Consider the following 19,817-nt stretch of genomic DNA (forward strand, 5'->3'; position numbering starts at 1 on the left):
CTGCACGGTGTGCGCTGGCCGGTGGCGTCGGCGCGAACGGACTGCGACGGCAAGAGGCGAGTGGTGACGGCTATGCGAGGGGAAGCTGGCGGGACGGCGGTCCTGACACCCGGCGGCGAGGTGACCGTCCGGCTCGTCAAGACGCCCCGGGCCGATGTGTGCTACTCGGCGGTCGTGATCCGCGACGACGGCGACCACCTCGTCGTACGGGCCCCCTGGGCCGGCGCTGCCGACCGGGACTTCGGATTCGTCCGCTTCGAGCGGGGCGACGTGTTCCGCGAGCACTACTGGCGGGACCGGTGGTACTCGGTGAAGGAGGTCCGCGACGCCTCGGGGCGGTTGAAGGGCTGGTACTGCGATGTCACCCGGCCGGCCGTCGTGCGGTCCGACTCGCTCACCGTGGAGGACCTCGATCTCGACCTCTGGCTTTCGGCCGACGGAGGCACGGTGCTCCGGCTGGACGAGGACGAGTTCCTCGACAGCGGCCTGCCCGAGCGCGACCCCGTCGCGGCCGCCCGGGCCCGGGAGGCGCTGGACGAACTCGAAGGGCTGGCACGGGCGGACCGGTTCGGCGCTCTCCTGGACGACCGCCCGGGACGGGTGCCGGGTCGTCGGTGCTGAGACGGGACCGGTCCGCGGCCGTCAGGCCACGCCGTGCTCGACGGCGATCTGCTCGATGCGGTGCGCCAGCTCGGTGTCCAGCTCCGTCACCTTGCCGCCGACGCTGTGCGTGTTCACCGAGACGGACAGCTTGTCATAGCTGAGAGTGAGATCGGCGTGGTGTCCCAGCGACTCCTGGACGCGGGCGATCTGGGTGAGGGCGGCGACCGCGGCCAGATGCCCTTCGAAGGTGTAGCTCCGTTCAAGGTGATCGTCCCGAACGGACCAGCTCGGAAGTTCGGTGAGGGCGTCCTTGAGCTGGCTGGGCGAGAGCGGTTCGGGTGCCATGTCTGCTGCCTCCGGGGGGCTGGCGGTTGACCTGCGGGAGCGCGGGGAGCCTGCGGAGAATGCTCGTTCCCAGCCTGCCACCGGTGGCGGCCGGTTCCACCGCACCCCGCAGGTGTGTCAGGAACGGGACCGCGACTCGCTGCGGCCGTCCGGCCGACTCGGAGTGCGGGGTGCCGGGGTCACCCGGGGAGCGGGCAGCCGGACGTCGGGGCCGGCTGCCTCCAGCAGCCAGCGGCGCAGCAGCCGGTGCAGCTGCTCCGCGCCCACGAGTTCACCGCCACCCCCCGGCAGCGGAGGCGAGAGTTCGACGGGCCAGAACAGGAAGGCCCGCCCCTGGCAGCCGCCCAGCCCGCCGTGTGAGCCGATCTGCTCCTCGAAGGCGTGCACCTCGCCGGTCACCGGGTCGTAGCTGGAGTTGACCATGATGTCGGCGACGTGTGGGAAGCCGTCGGTGCGCCGCACCGCCGCTGCCGCGCCCGGCCCGAACGGCGCGAGCGGGTCCGCGCCGATCAGCTCACCGGTCTCCAGCCGGTGTTCCGCGCCGCCGGGCCCCAGCACCACCGCTCCGTGCTGCTCGCTGCGCACCAGCAGGAAGCCGATGCCCCGGTGGTCCGCCAGGGTGGCCAGCAGGCCCGGATGGCAGCGCTCGATCGCCTCCCGGCTCGCCCGTCCCGGCAGCTCGGGAAAGCTGATCAGGCCGAGGTTGCCGGAGCTCAGCACCACCGGGTCCGTCGCCCGGGAGCCGCGGAGTTCGCTCTCTTCCACCCCCTCGCCCCCGTCGGTGCCCTGCTCGGGCCGGTGCAGCGCCGCGCGAGCCGCCGCCCGGGCCTCCGCACCGCTGGCCGAGCGCCGCGCGCGGCGGGACAGGGGGAGACCGCAGCCGGCCCGGACGAGTTCCTGCAGGGTGAGTCCGTAGCTGTCGGCGAACGTCGCGCCGGAGCTCTGCCCGTGGTCGGAGAGGAGCACGATGCGGTACTCGCGCGGAGCGTGTTCGGCGACCTGGGCGATCAGCTTGATGCAGCGGTCCAGCCGGGACAGCACCTGGACGGTGTCGCGGCTGCGGGGCCCGGAGTGGTGCGCCACCTCGTCGTAGGCCACCAGGTCCGCGTAGACGGCGGTGCGGCCCATCAGCATGTCCCCGATCACGGCTGCCACCACCACGTCCCGCTGCACCACGGTGGCGAAGGCACGGATGAACGGGTAGAGGCCACCGCGCCCGACCCGTGGCCGCTCGCCGCGGAGCTTCGCCCGGGTGGACTGGGCGATCTCCCGGAACACCTCTGCCAGGAAGGAGCCGGCCGTGCGGCTCGCGTTGGCCGGATCGCTGAAGTAGGCGAAGTAGCCGGCCCGGGAGCGGTTCTCCCGGCCGCGTCTGGCCGCCATCGACAGGACGAGTGCGAGCTGGTCGGCGCCGCCGCTGAACAGGTTTCCCCGACTCGCCCCGTCCGCCGCCAGCAGCCCCGGGTCGCCGGTGCGCTCCTGCGCCCGGCGCTGGAGTTCGGCCACGCTGCTCGGCCGGCTGCAGACCATCAGCGAACGCTTCTCCTTCTCGTACCAGCGGAAGGCGGGAACGTCGTGGTTGCTGCCGTGCAGGATGCCCAGCTGGCTGGCGCCGGTCTGGCTGGACCAGTCGGTGCGCCAGCCGGTGAGCCGGTGGCTGCCGTCGCCGTGCCAGCGGGCGAGGGTCTCCATGACGGGCGGTCTGCGCCTGCCGTTGGCTCCTTCCCGGGGGCGCAGGGCGTCCCGGAGCACATCGTGGCCCACCCCGTCGAGCTGGAGGAACACGGTGCCCGGGGTGGTGAACGTCTCCGGGTCGGGACCGCGGCGCCGTCGGCGGCGGGACGCCAGCCGGTAGAGCCGGCGGCGGTAGGCGCGGTCGTCCCGCACCGCAAGCGCGGTACCGGCCGCCGAGGCGACGGCGGACATCACGGCGGCGACGACGACGGCCGTCTCGGGAGCGGCCGACGTCCTGCCGTGCGGCACCATCCGCAGTGCGAGCAGCAGCAGGGAACCGTTGAGGAAGAACACCAGCAGCCCGCAGACGAGCGCGGGCACCAGCAGCAGGGCCCGGATGAGCAGCGGCCAGACCAGCGCGGTGAGCAGCCCGAAAGCGCCCGCTCCGAAGGCCGCCGTGGCCGCGACCCGGGTCGCGCTGTCGCCGCCGGGCGACTGGAGTCGGAAGTCGGGGAGGACGGCCGCCAGCAGCAGCATGGTGAGCGTGCTGACCAGCCACACCACGACCACTCGGAACGCGGCCCCACCGACGGCCCGCCATCTGACCTCGACCACGCGTCGCCCGCTCTCCCGTCTCATCCTGGGTGTGTCGTTCGGATCGGCTGTGCCACGGGGTTGGGCACATTGCCCCGGCCGCCTCCGTCGGGCACGCGTGGGGCGCCTCCGTACCCTTCCGGCAGCCGCACCCTTCCGGCAGCCGCGCTACGGGGCCCCGGCGCCGGTTCGTTCCCCACCCCCCGGAGATCCGACGGTCACGCCCTACCGGCCGCACGGTATCGGCCGCTCTCCCTCACCCTGTCATAGTGTGTGCGGATTGTGGCCGGTGGGCGGGGTGACGGACCTCCCACCCGTCGCCCCGGCCCGGCGCCGGGGTGGTCCCTCACGGGCCACCGCCGGTAGCCGGCCGAGCCTCCTCAGCGGGCCCGGAGTTCGGTGACGATCCGCCTGGTCACCGGTGCCGCCACCCCCAGCGCCTCGGCCGCACGGAGCACGGCGCCGCCGATCGCGTCCAGCTCCAGCGGCCGGCCGGCTTCGGCGTCGCGGAGCATGGACGACTTCATGGTGGGCGGTGCGGCGTCGAACCTCTGCTGGATGTCCTCCGCGGTCACGGGCGCCCCGGCGGCCCTGGCCACCGCGGTGACCTCGGCGATCACGGCATGCAGTTCGGCGCGGCGCTCGGTCCGTGCCCCACCGGCGGTCAACCCGTACCGGGTGGTCAGCAGCGCCATGGGGGCCAGGAAGCAGAGCTTGCCCCAGAGCGTCTCCGTCTCGTCAGCCGCCGTGGCCGCCTTCAGCCCCGCCTCCGCCAGCAGCCCGGTGAGCCTGTCCACGGCCGGATCCGGGGAGCGGAGCGGGGCCATCCGGATCGCCGGGTGGAGGCCGCCGTGCTCGATCCGCCCGGGGGCCACCCGGGTCGACTCGACGGTGATGGTCGCGGCGATCACCCGCTCCGGAGGGAAGTGCTCGCGCAGCACCGCGACATGTTCGACGCCGTTGAGCAGCGGCACCACCAGCCCGCCGCCCAGCGCTCCGGCCGGGATCCGCTCCAGGGCGTCGGCGAGCGCCGTCTGCTTGACGGTGACGAAGCAGACGTCCACCTGCTCCCGCAGTTCGGTGTCGGCCTCGACCGGAACGGTGAAGTCGCCGTACTGGGCGCTGCTCACGGTGAGTCCGTCCCGCCGCAGCGCATCGGCGGTGGCGGTGCCGGCCAGACAGATCACCCGGTGGCCGGCACGGGCCAGCAGGGCACCGACCAGCCCTCCTACACCACCGGGGCCGAGCACGGCCACGGTCGCCGGCCGGGCCGCCGGCTCCCGTTCCGCTGGCGATGCGGAGTTCGCTCCTGCTGCCGTCATTCCTCGTCACCCTTCTCCGTGGGTTCGTCCCGGTCGCTTCTCCTCGATGACCGGGTGCGAGGAACGGTAGCCACGCGCCTCGGACCGCACGCCGTCGGGTTCCGGTCCCTCGTTCTCCGGGGAGCCGGCCGGGGCCCGGGTCTACGCTGGGGCGGCGGGCCTCAGCCGGTCCGCTGCGGCGCGCGGTCCGGTGTGAGGGGAGGGACGAGTGGCGGTGGAGATCACCTGGTGGGGGCATGCCACGGCGACGGTGGTGGATTCCGGGGTGCGGGTGCTCACCGACCCGGTCTTCGCCTCCCGGTTGGCCCATCTCCGGCGGCGGGCCGGCGCCCTGCCGCCCCCGGAGGCCGCCGAGGCGGACGTGGTGCTCGTCTCCCACCTCCACTCCGACCACCTCCACCTGCCGTCCCTGGCCCGGCTCTCGCCCGGCACCTTGGTGCTGGTGCCACGGGGTGCGCTCGCCGCTGTTCCCAGGCTGCGCCGACTGGCCTCCTGCGGCCGGCTCCGGATCGGCGAGATCGGGCCGGGCGAGCAGGTCGCCGTGGGCCGGCTCACGGTGCGGGCGGTACCGGCGGCGCACGACGGTCGGCGGCTGCCGTACGGCCCCCGGCTGGTGCCCGCGCTGGGCTACGTCGTCGAGGGCGAGGCACGGACGTACTTCGCCGGCGACACCCGGATGTTCGACGGCATGGCGCGGTCGGTCGGCTCCTGCGACGTCGCCCTGCTGCCGGTCGGCGGCTGGGGCCCCTATCTCGGCCCGGGCCACCTGGACGCGGCGGGGGCGGCGGAAGCGTTGTCCCGACTGCTCCCGCGCTGCGCGGTGCCGGTGCACTACGGCACCTACTGGCCGATCGGGATGGACGCGGTGCGGCCGCACGAGTTCTACGCGCCTGGGCAGGAGTTCGCCCGGCATGCGGCACGGCTGACACCGCAGGTCACCGTGTGTCCGCTGGAGCACGGGGAGAGCGTCCGGCTGAAGGTCGCCCGTTGATCGGCGCACTGGCGCGGGAGACGGCGCACATGGTGCCGCCCGAGCAGACCCAGCAGGCGGTCGGCTACCCGTCGCTCTTCCTGCTGGTGGTACTGGGGGCGCTGGTACCGCTGGTGCCGACCGGTGCGCTGGTGAGCTCGGCCGCGGTGGTCGCCTTCCACCAGAGCTCGCCCTTCGCCCTCCCCGCGGTCTTCCTCGTCGCCTCCACCGCCGCCCTGGCCGGTGACACGGCGCTCTACTGGCTCGGCGGGCGGGGCCTCGGCTCCCGCGGCGGGACCCGGTGGCTGACCCGGCTGCAGGAGCGCGCCTCGCCGGACCAACTGGCGAGCGCCCGCCGGAAGCTGGACGACCACGGAGCGGCCGTGCTGGTGGTGTCCCGCCTACTGCCGGGGGGCCGGGTCCCGGTGATGCTGGCCTGCCTGCTGGCCCCCATGCCGCTGCGCCGGTTCGTCCGCGCCGACCTGCCGGCCTGCCTGGCGTGGACCGCCGCCTACCAGCTGATCGGGCTGCTCGGCGGCTCGCTGTTCCGCAGGCCCTGGCAGGGAGTGGTGGCGGCGGTGGTCCTGACCGTGCTGGCCGGTGCGGTGCCCGGGCTCTGGCGGTGGGTGCGGAACCACCCGGCGCCCTCGGAGGGTCCCCGTACCGGGCCGGGCGGCTGAGGCGACCGCGCCGGTCGTGCACACCGCCGGGCCGGGAGGCGCGGCGCCGGGGTCACGGGCTCGGCAGCGGAGGGGAGAAGGTGCGGGAGGCTCCGATCGGCAGGTCCCACAGCTGCTCACGGGGGCGGCCGGTCGCCTCCCAGGCCGTCCGCACCCGGGTCAGCGGCTCGAGCGGGGCCTCCGCGGAGAGGAGGAAGGTGGCCCAGTGCATCGGCGCCATGTTGCGGGCGCCGAGGTCCTCGCAGGCGCGCACCGCCTCCTCCGGGTCGGTGTGCACCGCCCCCAGCATCCAGCGCGGCTCGTAGGCCCCGATCGGAAGCAGGGTCAGGTCGATGTCGCGGTACCTGCGGCCGATCTCCTGGAACCAGTGCCCGTAGCCGGTGTCCCCGGCGAAGTGCACGCGGTTCCCGTGTGGATCGGTCAGGATCCAACCGCCCCACAGTGATCGGCAGGTGTCGGTGGGGGTCCGCTTGCTCCAGTGGTGCGCCGGTACGAAGTCGAAGCGCACCTCCCCGCCGTGCGGGGCCGGCAGCTGCACCGCCTCCCACCAGTCGAGTTCGGTGACCCGGGTGAAGCGGCGCCGCCGGCACCAGCCGGCCAGCCCCGCGGGGACCAGCAGGTGGGTGTCGCGGGGCAGCCGTTTGAGGGTGGGAGCGTCCAGGTGGTCGTAGTGGTTGTGGCTGATCACCACGGCGTCGACGGCGGGCAGGTCGCGCCAGGCCACCCCGACCGGTGTAACGCGCGCCGGCGTGCCCAGGATCCGCCGGGACCAGACCGGGTCGGTGAGGACGGTGAGCCCTCCGATCCGCACCACCCAACTGGCGTGCCCGGCCCAGGTGACCGCTACCGTGCCGGGTTCGGCGGGCGGCAGCGGACCGGGTTCGAAGGGGAGTGCGGGGATCTCGCCGAGCGTGTCGGCAGGCGGGCGGAGCAGCCCCTGCCGGGCCAGCCTCGCCAGCGCCCGGACCCCGGGGAGCGGCGCGGTGAGCCGGTCGGTGAAGGACCGCGGCCAACTGCGGATCTCGCCGAGGGGGCGCGGCGGCGCCGGAGGCTGCTCGGTCTTTTCCGTCATCGGCGACTCCGTTCGGTCTGGTCTCCGGGCGGCTCAGTCCCGGTGTCTGCCGCGGTGAACGCGGACTCGTAGGCTGCCAGGGCTTCCTCGACGTGCGCCAGGGTGAGCGGTTCCGCTGCGGTGAGTGCGCGCATCCGCTGCTCACGGGTGGTGCCGGCGAGGGGCCCCGCGGACAGCCGCAGGCGCAGCGCGTCGGGGGCGTCGCCGAACCGGTGGCCACCCGGTACGGGCGTGCCGAGCAGCCGGGAGAAGTGGGCCTCCAGTTCGACCGAGTCGGTGACGCCCCGGCGGGCGAGGGCCGGCCGGAGGGGTTCGAGATCGGCGTAGAGCTGGTCGCCGGCGGCCGGTGGGCGGCTGAGCGCTCCGGCGGCGAGGAGGACGCGGTGAACGGCGGTGGCCAGGCCGGCGTTCATCCGGTTGGCGGCCGCCCGCCGCTCGCTGACGGCCGGGGGGTCGCCGAGCGCGTAGGTGACCGCGGCGGCGATCGGACCGGGGATCTCGGCCCGCAGCCCGGCGCCCGCCCGCAGCACCGCGGTGCGCAGGGTACCGCCCCGGGCGGTGGCCGGGAAGCGGGCGATGGCGGCCGGCCAGCCGGGCGGCAGGGTGGCCGCGCCGAGGTCGGCGAGGACAACGGTGTGCTCCGGGCGCAATTCGGCCGGACTGGCCAGCACGGTCTCCTCGGGCGCGTGGACCGCGTCGCGGTAGGTCTCGTCGCTGACGATCCACAGCCCCTCGTCGGCCGCCGCCTCACAGGCGTCCCGCACCAGTTCGGGAGGGGGCACGGTGCCGCAGGGGTCGTCTGCCACCGAGAGCACCAGGACCCGGGGGTCGCCGCCCTCCGCGCGGATCCGCCGCACCGTCTCGCGGAACGCGACGGGGTCCGGCACCCCTCCGCACTCGGCGGGGGTGGGCAGGTGGTAGGCGGGTCGGCCGGCGGTCAGAGCCTGCGGGGCGTACCAGGCCGCGCAGGGACGGGTGAGCAGCACATCGCCGCCGATGGCCAGCAGCAGGGCGAGCAGCAGCGGTTCCGCCCCGGGGGCCGCCGCGACGTGGGGGACGTCGGTGTGGAGTCCGCGTCGGCACCAGTAGCCGCGGACGGCGTCGAGCAGGCGCGGGCCGCCGCCCACCGGCTCCCGGGCCGCGTCCCCGGCGGCGCCTGCGAGGCAGGCGGCGAGTTCGGGGAGTACCGGAAGTCCCGGGGCGGTGGTGGGCGGGCCGAAGGAGCCGGTGCTCTGGTGCGCGCGGTGCACACCGGGCGCGGTCCGCTGCATCCCTACCTCCGACGGATCGATCGGCACGATGGGTCGGTGTTCCCACCTTCGCAGATCGCGCACCGGCGGCAACGCGACGGTTTCCCGGGGAGCCGTGCCGGGCGGTGCGGCCGGGTGAGGGGGACGGGGGCCGCGCCGCACGGGTGGTGCTCCCGGTCCGCCCGGGGCAGCTCCGGATCAGGAGGCGTCGGCCATGATCTGGTCGCAGAGGCTGGCGCAGGTGCGGCTGAGCAGCCGGGAGACGTGCATCTGGGAGATGCCGAGCTGTTCGGCGATGCGGCTCTGGGTCATATCGCAGAAGAAGCGCATGTAGAGGATCTGGCGTTCCCGTTCCGGCAGTCGGCTGAGCTTGGGTTTGAGGGCTTCGCGGTCGACGATCAGGTCGAAGCCGGGTTCGGCGTTACCGAGCGTGTCGACCAGCGAGTAGCCGTCCTCGGAGCCGGGGAGTTCGGCGTCGAGCGAGAGCGGTGTGTAGCTGTCGAGTGCCTCCATGCCGAGCAGTACGTCCTCCTCGGCCAGCCCGGTGTGCTCCGCCACCTGCCGGATGCTGGGGCCGCGCCCGTCCAGGGTGGTGGACAGCTCCCGGTAGGCGACCCGGACCCGGTTGCGCAACTCCTGGACCCGGCGGGGTACGTGCAGTCCCCACATGTGGTCCCGGAAGTGCCGCTTGACCTCGCCGACGACGGTCGGCACCGCGAAGCTCTCGAAGGCGCTGCCGCGTTCCGGGTCGTAGCGCATCACCGCCTTGACCAGACCCAGCGCGGCCACCTGCTGGAGGTCCTCCAGCGACTCCCCGCGGTTGCGGAACTGGCGGGCCAGCCGCTCGGCCATCGGTATCCAGGCGCTGACCACCTGCTGCCGGAGCGCGTCCTTCTCCGGCCCGTCCGGGAGCTCGGCCATTTTGCGGAACTCGGCCGAGGTGTCCGGCGCGTCGTCGTGCGGATGCCTGGAACGGGTGCGTTTGGGATGGGTTCGGGTGGTCGTCATGAACAAACAGCTCCCGGGACGGCGGACTTCATGGTTCTCGGGGGAACGACCGGGGCCTCTTCGGTCGTGGGGTCCACTCGGGACTTCCACGGCGCTCCCAGTCGGTCCCACGGGCGTGTCTACGGTCCGAAGCATGGTCCCCGCCTGCCCCTCGTCCCGGCGGTGAAAACCGGGCCGTGCCTCAGCTCGGGCGGGCGGCGGGCTCCGGTGGTCGGAGCTTCCGTCTCTCATCGTCCAACACAGTCGGCGGCTCCGCGAGCGGAGGGTTTCCACCCCCCTGGCCAGGTAACCCGCTCTCGAGTGCACGCCAACAAGGAGGTCACCCATGGCGGAGTACGGCTATCTCCTGTCCTGCGAAGAACACGGCCCCGCCGAACTGGTCGAACAGGCGCGGATGGCGGAACAGGCCGGGTTCACCGCGTTGTGGATCTCCGACCACTACCACCCGTGGTGCGAGGCCCAGGGACAGAGCCCCTTCGTCTGGTCGGTGATCGGCGCGCTCGCCGAGGCGACCTCGCTCCCCGTGGAGACCGCGGTGACCTGCCCCACCCACCGGATCCACCCGGCTGTGGTGGCTCAGGCCGCGGCCACCTCCGCGGTGATGCTGGAGGGGCGTTTCCGGCTCGGTGTCGGCAGTGGGGAGGCGCTCAACGAGCACATCCTGGGCCAGCACTGGCCGGAGCCGGCGATCCGGCTGGAGATGCTGGAGGAGGCGATCGCGGTGATGCGGCAGCTGTTCACCGGCCACCGGGTCAGCCACCACGGCAAGCACTACACCGTCGAGGACGCCCGGCTCTACACCGTCCCGGACGAGCCGGTTCCGATCGACGTCTCCGGTTTCGGCCCGGCCGCGACCGAGCTGGCCGGGCGGGTCGGGGACGGCTACATCACCGTGCTCCCGGACGCCGAGGCGGTGGCCCGGTTCCGTAAGAGCGGCGGTGGTGCCAAGCGGGTGCTGGGGGGCACGAAGGTCTGCTGGGGCACCGATGCGGAGGAGGCGGCGCGCACCGTCCACCGACTGTGGTCCAGTGACGCCCTGCCCGGTGAACTGGTACAGACCCTGTCCAACCCGGCCCAGTTCGAGCAGGCGAACCAGCTCGTCACCCAGGAACGGGCGACCGCGTCCGTGCCCTGCGGCGATGACCCGGACGAGCACCTGGCCGCGCTCCGCAGATTCGACGACGCCGGTTTCGACGTCGTCTACGTCAGCCAGATCGGCCCCGAACAGCGCGGCTTCTTCGACTTCTACCGCACCAGGGTGCTGCCTCAGTTGACCGAGTGAGCCCTCAGTGCCGCCCCGGAACCGGCGTCCGGGACGGGAGGCCGGTGAGACTCCCACGTCGTCGCCCCGTCCCTGGCGGATCGGCGCGCCCGGGAAGCTGCCGCATGGGTGAGGGGCGAGTACGCGCGGGGCGGCTCGCCGTTCGGCCCGCGGCCGAACGTCAGCCGAGCCGGCGCTGGAACCGCACGGCCGGACGCCCGTTGAGGAGGATGTCCCTGGCGAGCGCCGTGAACCCGTTGCGTTCGAGCACCGTCAGGGAGGCCACGTTGTCGAGGGTGGCGGCCGCGGTGAGGGCGGAGAGGCCATAGACCGTGGCGGCCAGCCGGCACACCTCGCCGACCGCTCCCGTGGCCACTCCCCGGCCTGCGGCTCGCTCGCCGATCCGGTAGCCGAGCTCCGCGGAGCCGTCCTCGACGTCGACGAGGTTGACACGACCGATCAGCTCACCGCGGCTGTCCAGAACGACGTGGAAGTGGCAGCGGCCGGTGTCCTGCTCGGCGAGCAGGACACGGAGACGGGCGGTGAACTCGCCGAAGTACGCGTCTCCGCGATCCGGTATCGACCGGGCGAAGTACTGCCGGTTCTCCCGCTCGAAAGCCAGCAGGGCTTGCGCGTGCTCCTCATGGAGGCGTTCGAGTCTCACCATGCCCGAAGAGTAGTTCGACCGCCCGGCGGGCCGCTGGACGCAGGCCGGCACCGGCCGGCACCAGCTGGCCCTCCTGGGACGCTCCTGCTTCGGATCTCCCCGCGGGGAGCAGGTGCTCGGAGGCGGCGGGGCGTCCCGGAGGGAGTGGGGCGGCAGCGAGCAAGCGGCCGAAAGCCTCGTACCGGGCCCGCCTCGACTTTCGGCCGACTCACCACGCCGACTCACCACGCCGACTCGCCACGATGAGGCGTCTCGTGGACAACCGTCGGGAGGCGTGAGTGAGGTCTCAGGTCCAGGCGCCAGGGCGCGGCGGACTCCAGTACGGGACGCCGGAACCTGGCGGACTGCCGGACGCGGCCCTGCGACGCCCCAAGAGTCCCGAGAGGCCCGGCGGCCTCGGCGAGGCCGTGCCTCAGTCCCCCGGCCAGTGGCCGGTGACCTTGCGGACGCCCGCCGCTCCGCTGCGCCGGACGGCGGCCCGGACGCCCGAGGCGATCGCGCCCTGGACCGCGGTCGCCAGCAGCACCTCACGCCAGGTGTGGTCCTGGTCGGTGGCCGACGGCGCTTCCTCCTCGCCGGCGACCCTGCGCCAGAGCATGCTGAAGACCTTGCCGGCCAGCATCCCGCCGACCACGCCGAACAGCATGCTCATCGCCTTGTAGAAGGCCTTGCCCACGGTCCGTCACCTCCAGCGCCGAAGGATCCTCCGGGCGCGGCCGTCGAAGACCCACGCCCGGGCGAGCCCGCCGGGGGCCCCTCTTCTCCGGCGGGCGGTTCGCAGGGCGGCGGCCGTGATCAGCGCCGCGGTGCCCGTACCGGCCGCGACGAGGGCCGGAGTACCGGCTCGGCGGAGCTGCCGCGGTCCCGACCGGGTGATCAGGTGTCCGGCGCGGAGCGCACTGTGGTTCACCCGCCCACGCATCCGCGCGGTCTTCCGCAGCATCAGGGCCTTCACGTCCGCCCGGGCCGCGAGTTGCTCGACCGTGCCGCCGAGCCGTTCACGCGCCTCGGCCACCTCGGCGCGCAACTCCTCGGGGGTGTTCGACTTCGGGGCGGACGGCGGTGGCCCGGCCGGTTCCGGTGCCCCCGGCCGGCCTTCGGGCCCCCGGTCCGCGGCAGGCCCCTGATTCGTGGCGGGCTCCGCACTCATGGCAGGCTCTTGGCGCTCGGCCGTCGTAGAGCCGCCCAGCCCGCCGTTCTCGCCCCGCTCCTCCGCGGGGCCGGCTCGCCTCAGGTCGGCTTCGGGGGTGGGCGGCGTACCGCCCGCTGGACGCGCTTCGGTCCCTTGCGGTGTCCCGGGTCGTTCCGGCGCCCTGGTCATGGGTGGGCCCTCATCCTGATCGCCTCGACATCGGCCTTCACTCCGTTGATCGCCGTCTCCGGCTTCAGGGGGGTGACCCGCCGGGTCTGGCTCATCCCCAGCAGCCCCAGGAAGCCGGCGACGAGGAGCAGCGCTCCGGCGGCGACCAGTGCGGCGGCCCAGACGGGGAGCGCGATCGCGACCGCGGCGATCGCGGTCGCGACCAGCGCCTGGAGTGCGAGCAGCAGTGCGATTGCGGCCGCCCCGAACATTCCGGCACCGATGCCGGCCCGCTTGCCCTTGCGGGTCATCTCCGCAACAGCGAGCCGGATCTCACCGCGCACCAGGTCGGAAAGCTGTTCGGCGGCCTGTTTCACCAGCTCTGCCATCGACGGTTCGCCCGTTCGGGACGGTTGCTGATCCACTGTTGCCGTCACTGCTCTTCGCCTCCTTCATGAAGATGAGTTCCTCGTAGCGGCCCATGGCCACAAGGAGACCGAGCATGGATATCGGCACAATGATCACAGCGAGCACCGCCATGGCCCCGTCCTTCCTTCCTGGAGAACCTCCCGCCCCCGTGAGCGCCAAGCGCCATGGGCCCGGTCCTCGAGTGACCCCTTCCCATTCCGGCAAACCAGACAAACTGGGCGATTCACCCTGGAAGCGGCTGTCCTCGGGAGGGAGACGAGCAGGTCGGTCCGGCTCTCGGGCTGCTCGGACGAGCACCGGACCGGCCCCCGCGGCAGGTCGGGCTGAAGCCCAACCACCCACGGGGGCGTGGCCTTGCGGAACGTCGGGGGCAGCGGTGCTCACGAACCGGACCGGACGTCAGGCGCCCGCCTCGTCGGCCGGCCGCCGGGCCCGGGCACCGGCCCGGGTGCGTCCCGGGGAGACCTGCCGACGCGGATGTCTGCGCAGGTACTCCCCCTCCAACGCCGCCATCCGCGAGTTGTGCGCGCCCAGCGCGTCGGAGGATCCGTGCAGCAGGGTCTCGTGCCGCGTGCGGTGGATCGTCTCCAGCTCCCTGAGCAGCTGCGCTTCCTCGAGGGTGGCGGGGTCGACACCGCCCCGCCGGCTCTCGCCGTCGGCCATGGCCCACTCCTCTCCTCTCGCCCGGGTCTTCCCGAACCCGGCGCCCCGCGCGGTTGTGTCGCGGTAGGCCCACCGGGTACCCGATTCGCACCACCGATACAGACGAGTACGGAGGAAGCCATGGACCTCGCGTTCCTCAGGCCGGTCGTGGAGGCGCCGGGACCCTGGGCGTCCGTCTACATGAACACCTCGCAGGTCTCGGAGTCGGCGGCCGGAGAGCAGCAGGCGACCGCGCGGGAGGCCTGCGACCTCCTCGCCCGGCAGGGGGCGGACCCGGCGACCTGCCGGGCGGTCCGCGACGAGTTGGCCTCCATCCCCCGCTCCAGCGGCGCCGCCGGATACGCCGTGTTCGCAGGCGGCGGCGAGGTGGTGCTGAGCACCCCGCTGGCTACGGCTCCCGAGAGCGGCCCGATCGCCGACTGGTCCGCCCTGCCCCACCTCGGACCGCTGGTGGACTTCAAGGGCGAGGACCCGAAGTGCCTGGTCGCCTACATCGACCGGACCGGCGCGGACTTCGAGCTCCGCGACGACTGGGGCCGGTCGCCGGCCGGGGAGTGCCGGGGCACGGAGTGGCCGGTGCACCGCACCGGATCGGCCGACTGGTCCGAGCGCCACTTCCAGCTTCGGGTGGAGAACACCTGGGAGCACAACGCCGGGGAGATCGCGGAGGCCCTGCGGCACCGCTGGGAGGAGACCCGACCCGATCTGCTGGTGCTGGTCGGGGACGCCCGGGAGCGCCGGGCCGTCCACGACCGGCTGGCGGAGCCGCTGCGGGAGGCCGCCGTCGAGGTCGAGCACGGCAGCCGGGCGGCCGGCACCGACCCCGTCCTGCTCGACGCCGAGGTGTCCCGAGCCCGCCTCGACCACGTACAGGGGCACACCGCCCAGGCGGTGGACCAGCTCCGGGCCGGTCGGGCCCAGGCCGCGGTCGACGAGCATGACGCGGTCGAAGGGGTGCCGGCGCTGGTCCGGGCCGCCCGCCAGCACCGCATCGGCTCCTTGCTGTTCCGGCCGGACGGTCCCGACCTGCACCGCGAGGTGTGGGTCGGTCGGGAGCCCGACCAGATCGGCGTCCGCCACACGGAGTTGCAGTACCTGGGTGACACCGAGCCGTTCCCCGCCCGGGCGGACGACGCGCTGCTGCGTGCGGCGGCGGCCGGCGGAGCCGAGGTGCTGGCGGTCTACCGACCGGAGGACGTACCGGACGACCTGCCGGCCGGCGGCCTCGGAGCCCTGCTCCGCTGGCCATCCGACAACGGCCACCCGGAAGCGCGGTGAGGCGGACGACGAACGAGGCCCCAGGCTCGCAGAACTCCCGGGAAGGCCCACGCGGCCCAAGGCCTCCCCGAGACCGGCGAGGACCTCGGCGGCACCGCGGCGATGGTCCGCGGCGTGCCGACGGGGAGGGCCGCGGCAGCCCGGCGGACGCCGGGACGGCAGAGGCGGGGGCAGCAGGGAGGACGACATGCAGCGTGGCAGCGACCGGCTGAACGTCCACCAGGACGACGAGATGAAGCACCAGCTCCAGGGGATGCTCCGCTCCGGCCACTCCACCAGGGCCGAGGAGTGGAACGATCCGGAACCCGGCGCGGACGACGATCCCGCGGTCACGACCGGTCCGGAGCCCCGGCTCAGGGACGAGGACCAGGAGGAGCTGCGCGACGAGGGCCTGCGCTTCGAGCTGGCCCGGTACCTCGGGCGGACCCCCTTCCCGGCGGAGCGCCAGGACCTGCTGAACGTGCTGGACGAGCGTCACGCGCCCGCCGAACTCGTCGACATCGCCAGCTCGCTCCCTGGGGGCGACACCTACCGCAACGTCCAGGAAGTGATGACGGCGCTGGGTCACCGGCCGCGTTCGTGACGGGGTGGGCCGCTCCCCGCCGGAGACGGTTCCGCGGCGTGACGCGCATCGGGGGCCACCCGCTGGGAACCCGGACGGTGTCAGGACAGCCCAGCACGAGAGAAGGCGAACAGCTCCATGGCACAGTACGTGAGAGAGGTCATGACGCCCGCCGTCACCGCGGTGCGGCCGGACGCCTCGGTCGTGGAAGCGGCCGAGATGATGCGGGAGCAGGACCTCGGGGACGTCCTCGTCATGCAGGACGACGGCCAGTTGCTCGGCGTGCTCACCGACCGGGACATCACGCTCCGCGCCATCGCCGAGGGGGTGGACCCCCTGGCGGTCACCGCCGAGGCGGTCTGCACCCCGGACCCGATCACCATCAGCGACGACGACTCGGTGTCCACGGCGATCTCGCTGATGCGCGCCTACGCGATACGCCGGCTCCCCGTCACCAGGGACGGCCGGACGACTGGCGTGGTCACCATCGGCGACCTGGCCGAGGAGCAGGACCCGCGTTCGGCGCTGGCCGACATCAGCCGGGCGGCCCCGGACAGCTGGCCGGAGCCACCGGCCACCGCCTGAGGCCCGCGGGCGGGTCCGGTGGGGTCCGAGTGCCGCGTCCGGCGGGGTTCCTCTGCCAGCACCGGCACCAGCCACCGGGTCCGCCCGCCCTCGCACGACACGGGACGGTGGTGCGCACCGGCGGCGCTCGTCTTACCGACCCCTCCGCCGTTAGGCTCAACTCCATGGAGATCATGGGGACTTCACTACGCGTGTGCGTCGCGGACCTGCCCGCCGCCGTCGCCGTCTACGAGCGCCTGACCGGCGAGCGGGCCCAGCGCTTCGACCGCGGCGCGGTGTCAGTCGCGGCGGTGGGTCCGTTTCTGCTGATGAGCGGGCCGCCGGCGGAACTGGAGGTGCTGCGCAAGGTCGCGGCCACCATCGCGGTCCAGGACGTGGCGCAGGCCGCGGGGGTGCTCACCGAGGTGGGGGCGCAGATCCTCGCCGGCCCCATGGGCAACGCGTCGGGACGGACGCTGCTGGCCCGTCACCCAGACGGTTCCATCTTCGAGTACGTCGACCGGGGCGAGCCCGCGCGTTGACGCCGGCCCGCCCTCGGGCGGGCGTCAGGCAGAGGGCACGACCAGCACGATCTTGCCCCGGGTCCGACCCTCGCGGCTCATCCGGAACGCCTGGTCCGTCTCCTCCAGCGGAAGCACCTGCTGAACGTTGACGGTCAGCTTCCCGGCGTCGGCGAGTTCCCCGAGATCGGTCAGGTCACTGGCGTCGGGACGTACGAACACATAGCGGCCGCCGGATTCGGCGATGCCCGGATCGATGATGGACACCACCCTGGAGGGGTACCTCACCAACTCCAGCGAGGCGGCCGTCGCCGCGCCGCCGACCAGGTCGAGCGCCACGTCGACCCCGCCCGGCACGAGTTCCCGCACCCGGTCGACGAGCCCTTCCCCGTAGCTCACCGGCTCCGCGCCGAGCGACCGGAGGTAGTCGTGGTTGCGGCTGCTGGCGGTGCCGATCACCCGGGCCCCCCGGGCGACCGCGATCTGCACAGCGAGCGAGCCGACACCGCCGGCCGCCGCGTTCACCAGCACGGTGTCGTCAGTGGAGACCGCCGCGGCCCGCAGCGCCTGGGTGGCGGTGAGACCGGCCAGCGGGAGCCCGGCGGCCTGCTGCCAGCTGAGCGAGGCCGGCCGCCGGGCGAGGGTGCGCACCGGGGCGGCGACCAGCTCGGCGTAGCTTCCGAACTCGGCGACGTCCTGCCGGTTGTAGCCGATCACCTCGTCGCCGGGGCGGAACTCGGTGACCGCCGGGCCCACCCGTTCCACCACCCCGGCCACGTCCCAGCCCAGGATGAGGGGGAAGTGGACGTTCAGGACGGCGTCGAGCTTCCCGTCGGCGACCTTCCAGTCGACCGGGTTGACGCTCACCGCCTTGGTACGGACGAGCACACTGTCCGGCCCCACTTTCGGATCCGGCCGTTCGCTCAGCCGTGGGGTCTCCCCGTACGCGTTGATCGTGACTGCCTTCATGCCGTGGCCAACGGCCGGGCCGCCCCGAGCGTTGAGCCCGCACCACCGAATGGCGGCGGAAGATCAGCCGACCGGCCCTGTGCGAGCGGGTACGAGGCGGGGAGCGTCACTGGCGGCGCGACCAGGTAAGGTGACCCTTACTTCGGGCTGCCCGCCCGCCCCGTCCGCCCGGAGGTCTCCCCCGATGCCGCTGCCCCTCGCGCCGACCGGCACACCGGAGCGCCCCCCGCGCATCCCCCGCCCCGCCCCACTGGAACTCGCCCGCAGCCCTCGGGTGGCGGCGCTGGCGGCCGCCCCGGAACGGGTGGAGGAGTTCTGGGCCGAGGTCACCGCGGAGGGAACCCCGCTGGTCGAGCCCGACCCGGCCGGCGACCCCGCCTACGCGGTGGTCACCTTCCTCTGGCGGGGCGGCGCGGGGACCCGCGCGGTACTGGCCCTGCCGAACAAGGTCGCCGATCCCCGCGCTCCGGAGGCCAACCTGCTCCGTCCGGTTCCCGGCACCGACGTCTGGCACTGGTCGGTGCGGATGCGCCGGGACTGGCGGGCCACCTACGCGCTCTGCGTCGACGAGGGTGATGGACCGGACCCCGCGGGACCGGCGGCGGACCGAGCCGCCTACTGGCAGTGGCTTCGCGGCCAGGCCAGGCCCGATCCGCTCAGCGCCCGCCCGGAGTTCCCCCGCCGGTGGGGCGGTGCCCCGCTGTCCGTGGTCACGCTTCCGGAGGCACCCGAACAGTCGGACTGGGAGCCGCGGCCGGGGGTGCCGCGCGGGGCGGTCTCGGTGCACACGGTGCGCAGCCGGACGCTGGGCAACGAGCGCCGGGTGTGGGTGTACAGCCCAGCGGGGCAGGCCGCGGCCCGGGGGCCGGGCTCTCCTGGTGCCGCCGGAACGGGGCTGCCGGTGCTCGTGTTGTTCGACGGTGAGATGTGGCAGCCGGAGCTGTCCGTCTCCACACTGCTCGACAACCTGATCGCCGACGGCCGCATCCCGCCGCTGGTCGCCCTGCTCCCCGAGTCCGTGGACAATCACACCCGCTGGACCGAACTCTCCTGCCACGCGGGGTTCGCGGTCTTCCTGGAGACCGAGTTGCTGCCCTGGGCCGCCGAGAGGTGGCCGCTCAGCGCCGATCCCCGGCGCACCGTGCTGGGCGGTCAGAGCCTCGGTGGTCTGACCGCGGCCTACACGGCGCTCCGCGCCCCCCACCGTTTCGGGAACGTCCTCGCCCAGTCCGGATCCTTCTGGTGGCCGGACGGGCCGGAGGCGCAGTGGCTCACCGGCGCCGTCGAGAGCCGCCCCGCCCCGGCGCCCGAGGAGGCCGTCCGGTTCTGGCTCTCGGCGGGTGAGCAGGAGTGGGTGCTGCTGCCCGCCAACCGACGACTGGGTGAGGTGCTGCGGCGCAAGGGCTACGAGGTCTCCTACCGGGAGTTCAACGGCGGCCACGACTACCTGTGCTGGCGGAGTGAGTTGGCCGACGCGCTTCCCGAGGCGCTCGGCGGCTGAGCGGGCACCGCCGGCTCGTCAGCGGGCCGCGCCCCAGCGAGCGGCATCTCGCTGGTGATGGCCCACCGCTCGTGGTCGCGCCAGGCGCCGTCGACGAACAGGAAGTCGGGCGAGAGGCCCTCAAGGCGGAAGCCCAGCCCGCGGACGAGCCGGCGGGAGCGGTCGTTGGCCGGTTGGACGTTGGCCTCCAGCCGGTGCAGGCCGAGCCCGCCGGGGTCGAAGGCGTGCCGGATGACCAGGCCGATCCCCTCTCTGGTGAGGCCCCGGCCGGCGGCGTGAGCGAAGGCGGAGTACCCGAGCGCACCGCACCGGAAGCTGCCGTACACGATGTTGTTGATCGCCACTCCGGCCGCGATCCCGCCGGTCGCCAGTTCACACACGGCGTAGCCGCGGCGGCCCGGCGTCCCGAGCCGGGCGTTGAACTCCTCGGCGGTGGCGGGCGGGGAGACCCAGGGGTGGTGCAGTTCCGCGCTCTCCCGCACCCGCGCGATGTACTCCCGGCAGTCCGCCGCCCGAAGGTCGCGGACGCCCACTCGGTGCCCGGTGATGAGGTAGTCCGTCTCGCCCACCGCTGCATCGTAGGG

22 protein-coding genes are annotated in these 19,817 nt (G+C 73.7%); 9 read left to right on the forward strand and 13 right to left on the reverse strand.

The genetic code is table 11. The features are described 5' to 3' along the window. Positions 1-72 precede the first annotated feature (72 nt). Entirely contained in the window at positions 73-621 is a 549-nt protein-coding gene (locus tag BGP73_RS05775) for a DUF402 domain-containing protein (protein WP_069812935.1), read from the forward strand. A gap of 21 nt (positions 622-642) precedes the next feature. Here the strand turns inward: BGP73_RS05775 and BGP73_RS05780 are convergent, their stop codons facing one another. The 3 genes from BGP73_RS05780 to BGP73_RS05790 all read right to left on the reverse strand — a co-directional run bounded on the left by BGP73_RS05780 (position 643) and on the right by BGP73_RS05790 (position 4,538). Further along, positions 643-948, reverse strand: a complete 306-nt coding sequence (locus tag BGP73_RS05780) for a 4a-hydroxytetrahydrobiopterin dehydratase (RefSeq protein ID WP_069812371.1) — start codon at positions 946-948, stop codon at positions 643-645. Between the two features lie 117 nt (positions 949-1,065). Continuing rightward, positions 1,066-3,261, reverse strand: coding sequence for a phage holin family protein (locus tag BGP73_RS05785; protein WP_069812372.1), 2,196 nt, complete (start codon positions 3,259-3,261; stop codon positions 1,066-1,068). Between the two features lie 335 nt (positions 3,262-3,596). Then, positions 3,597-4,538 (reverse strand): ketopantoate reductase family protein, encoded by a 942-nt coding sequence (locus BGP73_RS05790; protein WP_079127235.1) that lies wholly within the window; start codon positions 4,536-4,538, stop codon positions 3,597-3,599. Positions 4,539-4,746: 208 nt separating this feature from the next. Here BGP73_RS05790 and BGP73_RS05795 point away from each other — a divergent pair, with 208 nt between their 5' ends. Further along, positions 4,747-5,529: an MBL fold metallo-hydrolase gene (locus BGP73_RS05795; RefSeq protein WP_069812374.1), complete on the forward strand. Its 783-nt coding sequence runs from the start codon at positions 4,747-4,749 to the stop codon at positions 5,527-5,529. 29 nt (positions 5,530-5,558) lie between these two features. Continuing rightward, on the forward strand, positions 5,559-6,188 hold the full coding sequence (locus BGP73_RS05800) for a DedA family protein (protein ID WP_069812937.1): 630 nt from the start codon (positions 5,559-5,561) through the stop codon (positions 6,186-6,188). Between the two features lie 52 nt (positions 6,189-6,240). Here the strand turns inward: BGP73_RS05800 and BGP73_RS05805 are convergent, their stop codons facing one another. The 3 genes from BGP73_RS05805 to BGP73_RS05815 all read right to left on the reverse strand — a co-directional run bounded on the left by BGP73_RS05805 (position 6,241) and on the right by BGP73_RS05815 (position 9,518). Beyond that, complete coding sequence (locus BGP73_RS05805) at positions 6,241-7,260, reverse strand: MBL fold metallo-hydrolase (protein ID WP_069812375.1); 1,020 nt, start codon at positions 7,258-7,260, stop codon at positions 6,241-6,243. Further along, positions 7,257-8,531: an aminotransferase class I/II-fold pyridoxal phosphate-dependent enzyme gene (locus BGP73_RS05810; RefSeq protein WP_069812376.1), complete on the reverse strand. Its 1,275-nt coding sequence runs from the start codon at positions 8,529-8,531 to the stop codon at positions 7,257-7,259. Before BGP73_RS05810 ends, BGP73_RS05805 begins: the two co-directional genes overlap by 4 nt. A gap of 177 nt (positions 8,532-8,708) precedes the next feature. Next, the gene (locus BGP73_RS05815) at positions 8,709-9,518 is read right to left on the reverse strand and encodes a SigB/SigF/SigG family RNA polymerase sigma factor (RefSeq protein ID WP_069812377.1); all 810 of its coding nucleotides are present in this window, start codon (positions 9,516-9,518) and stop codon (positions 8,709-8,711) included. Between the two features lie 325 nt (positions 9,519-9,843). Here BGP73_RS05815 and BGP73_RS05820 point away from each other — a divergent pair, with 325 nt between their 5' ends. Beyond that, complete coding sequence (locus BGP73_RS05820) at positions 9,844-10,800, forward strand: LLM class F420-dependent oxidoreductase (protein WP_069812378.1); 957 nt, start codon at positions 9,844-9,846, stop codon at positions 10,798-10,800. Positions 10,801-10,960: 160 nt separating this feature from the next. Here BGP73_RS05820 and BGP73_RS05825 read toward each other — a convergent pair whose 3' ends face one another. The 5 genes from BGP73_RS05825 to BGP73_RS05845 form a co-directional block, all read right to left on the reverse strand. Continuing rightward, the gene (locus BGP73_RS05825) at positions 10,961-11,446 is read right to left on the reverse strand and encodes a GNAT family N-acetyltransferase (protein ID WP_069812939.1); all 486 of its coding nucleotides are present in this window, start codon (positions 11,444-11,446) and stop codon (positions 10,961-10,963) included. A 412-nt stretch (positions 11,447-11,858) separates the two neighbouring features. Then, positions 11,859-12,122: a DUF4235 domain-containing protein gene (locus tag BGP73_RS05830; RefSeq protein ID WP_069812379.1), complete on the reverse strand. Its 264-nt coding sequence runs from the start codon at positions 12,120-12,122 to the stop codon at positions 11,859-11,861. Between the two features lie 6 nt (positions 12,123-12,128). Continuing rightward, the gene (locus tag BGP73_RS21820; RefSeq protein ID WP_170837755.1) at positions 12,129-12,596 is read right to left on the reverse strand and encodes a DUF3618 domain-containing protein; all 468 of its coding nucleotides are present in this window, start codon (positions 12,594-12,596) and stop codon (positions 12,129-12,131) included. Between the two features lie 167 nt (positions 12,597-12,763). After that, complete coding sequence (locus BGP73_RS05840; protein ID WP_069812381.1) at positions 12,764-13,135, reverse strand: phage holin family protein; 372 nt, start codon at positions 13,133-13,135, stop codon at positions 12,764-12,766. Between the two features lie 439 nt (positions 13,136-13,574). After that, a complete protein-coding gene (locus tag BGP73_RS05845; protein ID WP_069812382.1) occupies positions 13,575-13,838 on the reverse strand; it encodes a DUF6158 family protein in 264 nt (87 codons plus the stop codon). Between the two features lie 120 nt (positions 13,839-13,958). Here BGP73_RS05845 and BGP73_RS05850 point away from each other — a divergent pair, with 120 nt between their 5' ends. The 4 genes from BGP73_RS05850 to BGP73_RS05865 all read left to right on the forward strand — a co-directional run bounded on the left by BGP73_RS05850 (position 13,959) and on the right by BGP73_RS05865 (position 16,784). Beyond that, positions 13,959-15,116 (forward strand): baeRF2 domain-containing protein, encoded by a 1,158-nt coding sequence (locus BGP73_RS05850; RefSeq protein ID WP_069812383.1) that lies wholly within the window; start codon positions 13,959-13,961, stop codon positions 15,114-15,116. Between the two features lie 187 nt (positions 15,117-15,303). Continuing rightward, positions 15,304-15,699 (forward strand): DUF2795 domain-containing protein, encoded by a 396-nt coding sequence (locus BGP73_RS05855; RefSeq protein WP_069812384.1) that lies wholly within the window; start codon positions 15,304-15,306, stop codon positions 15,697-15,699. Positions 15,700-15,816: 117 nt separating this feature from the next. Continuing rightward, positions 15,817-16,263: a CBS domain-containing protein gene (locus BGP73_RS05860; RefSeq protein WP_069812385.1), complete on the forward strand. Its 447-nt coding sequence runs from the start codon at positions 15,817-15,819 to the stop codon at positions 16,261-16,263. 164 nt (positions 16,264-16,427) lie between these two features. After that, positions 16,428-16,784 (forward strand): VOC family protein, encoded by a 357-nt coding sequence (locus tag BGP73_RS05865; RefSeq protein ID WP_069812386.1) that lies wholly within the window; start codon positions 16,428-16,430, stop codon positions 16,782-16,784. 24 nt (positions 16,785-16,808) lie between these two features. On the opposite strand, the gene BGP73_RS05870 is transcribed toward BGP73_RS05865, so the two are convergent. Next, positions 16,809-17,732, reverse strand: a complete 924-nt coding sequence (locus BGP73_RS05870) for an NADP-dependent oxidoreductase (protein ID WP_069812387.1) — start codon at positions 17,730-17,732, stop codon at positions 16,809-16,811. 184 nt (positions 17,733-17,916) lie between these two features. Between BGP73_RS05870 and fes the strand changes: the two genes are divergently transcribed. After that, positions 17,917-19,233 carry an enterochelin esterase gene (gene fes, locus BGP73_RS05875; protein ID WP_069812388.1) on the forward strand — a complete coding sequence of 439 codons (1,317 nt, stop codon included), beginning with the start codon at positions 17,917-17,919 and terminating at the stop codon, positions 19,231-19,233. On the opposite strand, the gene BGP73_RS05880 is transcribed toward fes, so the two are convergent. Further along, the gene (locus tag BGP73_RS05880) at positions 19,176-19,802 is read right to left on the reverse strand and encodes a GNAT family N-acetyltransferase (RefSeq protein WP_069812389.1); all 627 of its coding nucleotides are present in this window, start codon (positions 19,800-19,802) and stop codon (positions 19,176-19,178) included. The two genes, fes and BGP73_RS05880, sit on opposite strands and share 58 nt — an antisense overlap. Positions 19,803-19,817 lie beyond the last annotated feature (15 nt).

Source organism: Streptomyces sp. TP-A0874, from assembly GCF_001748085.1.
Classification (GTDB): Bacteria; Actinomycetota; Actinomycetes; order Streptomycetales; family Streptomycetaceae; genus Streptomyces.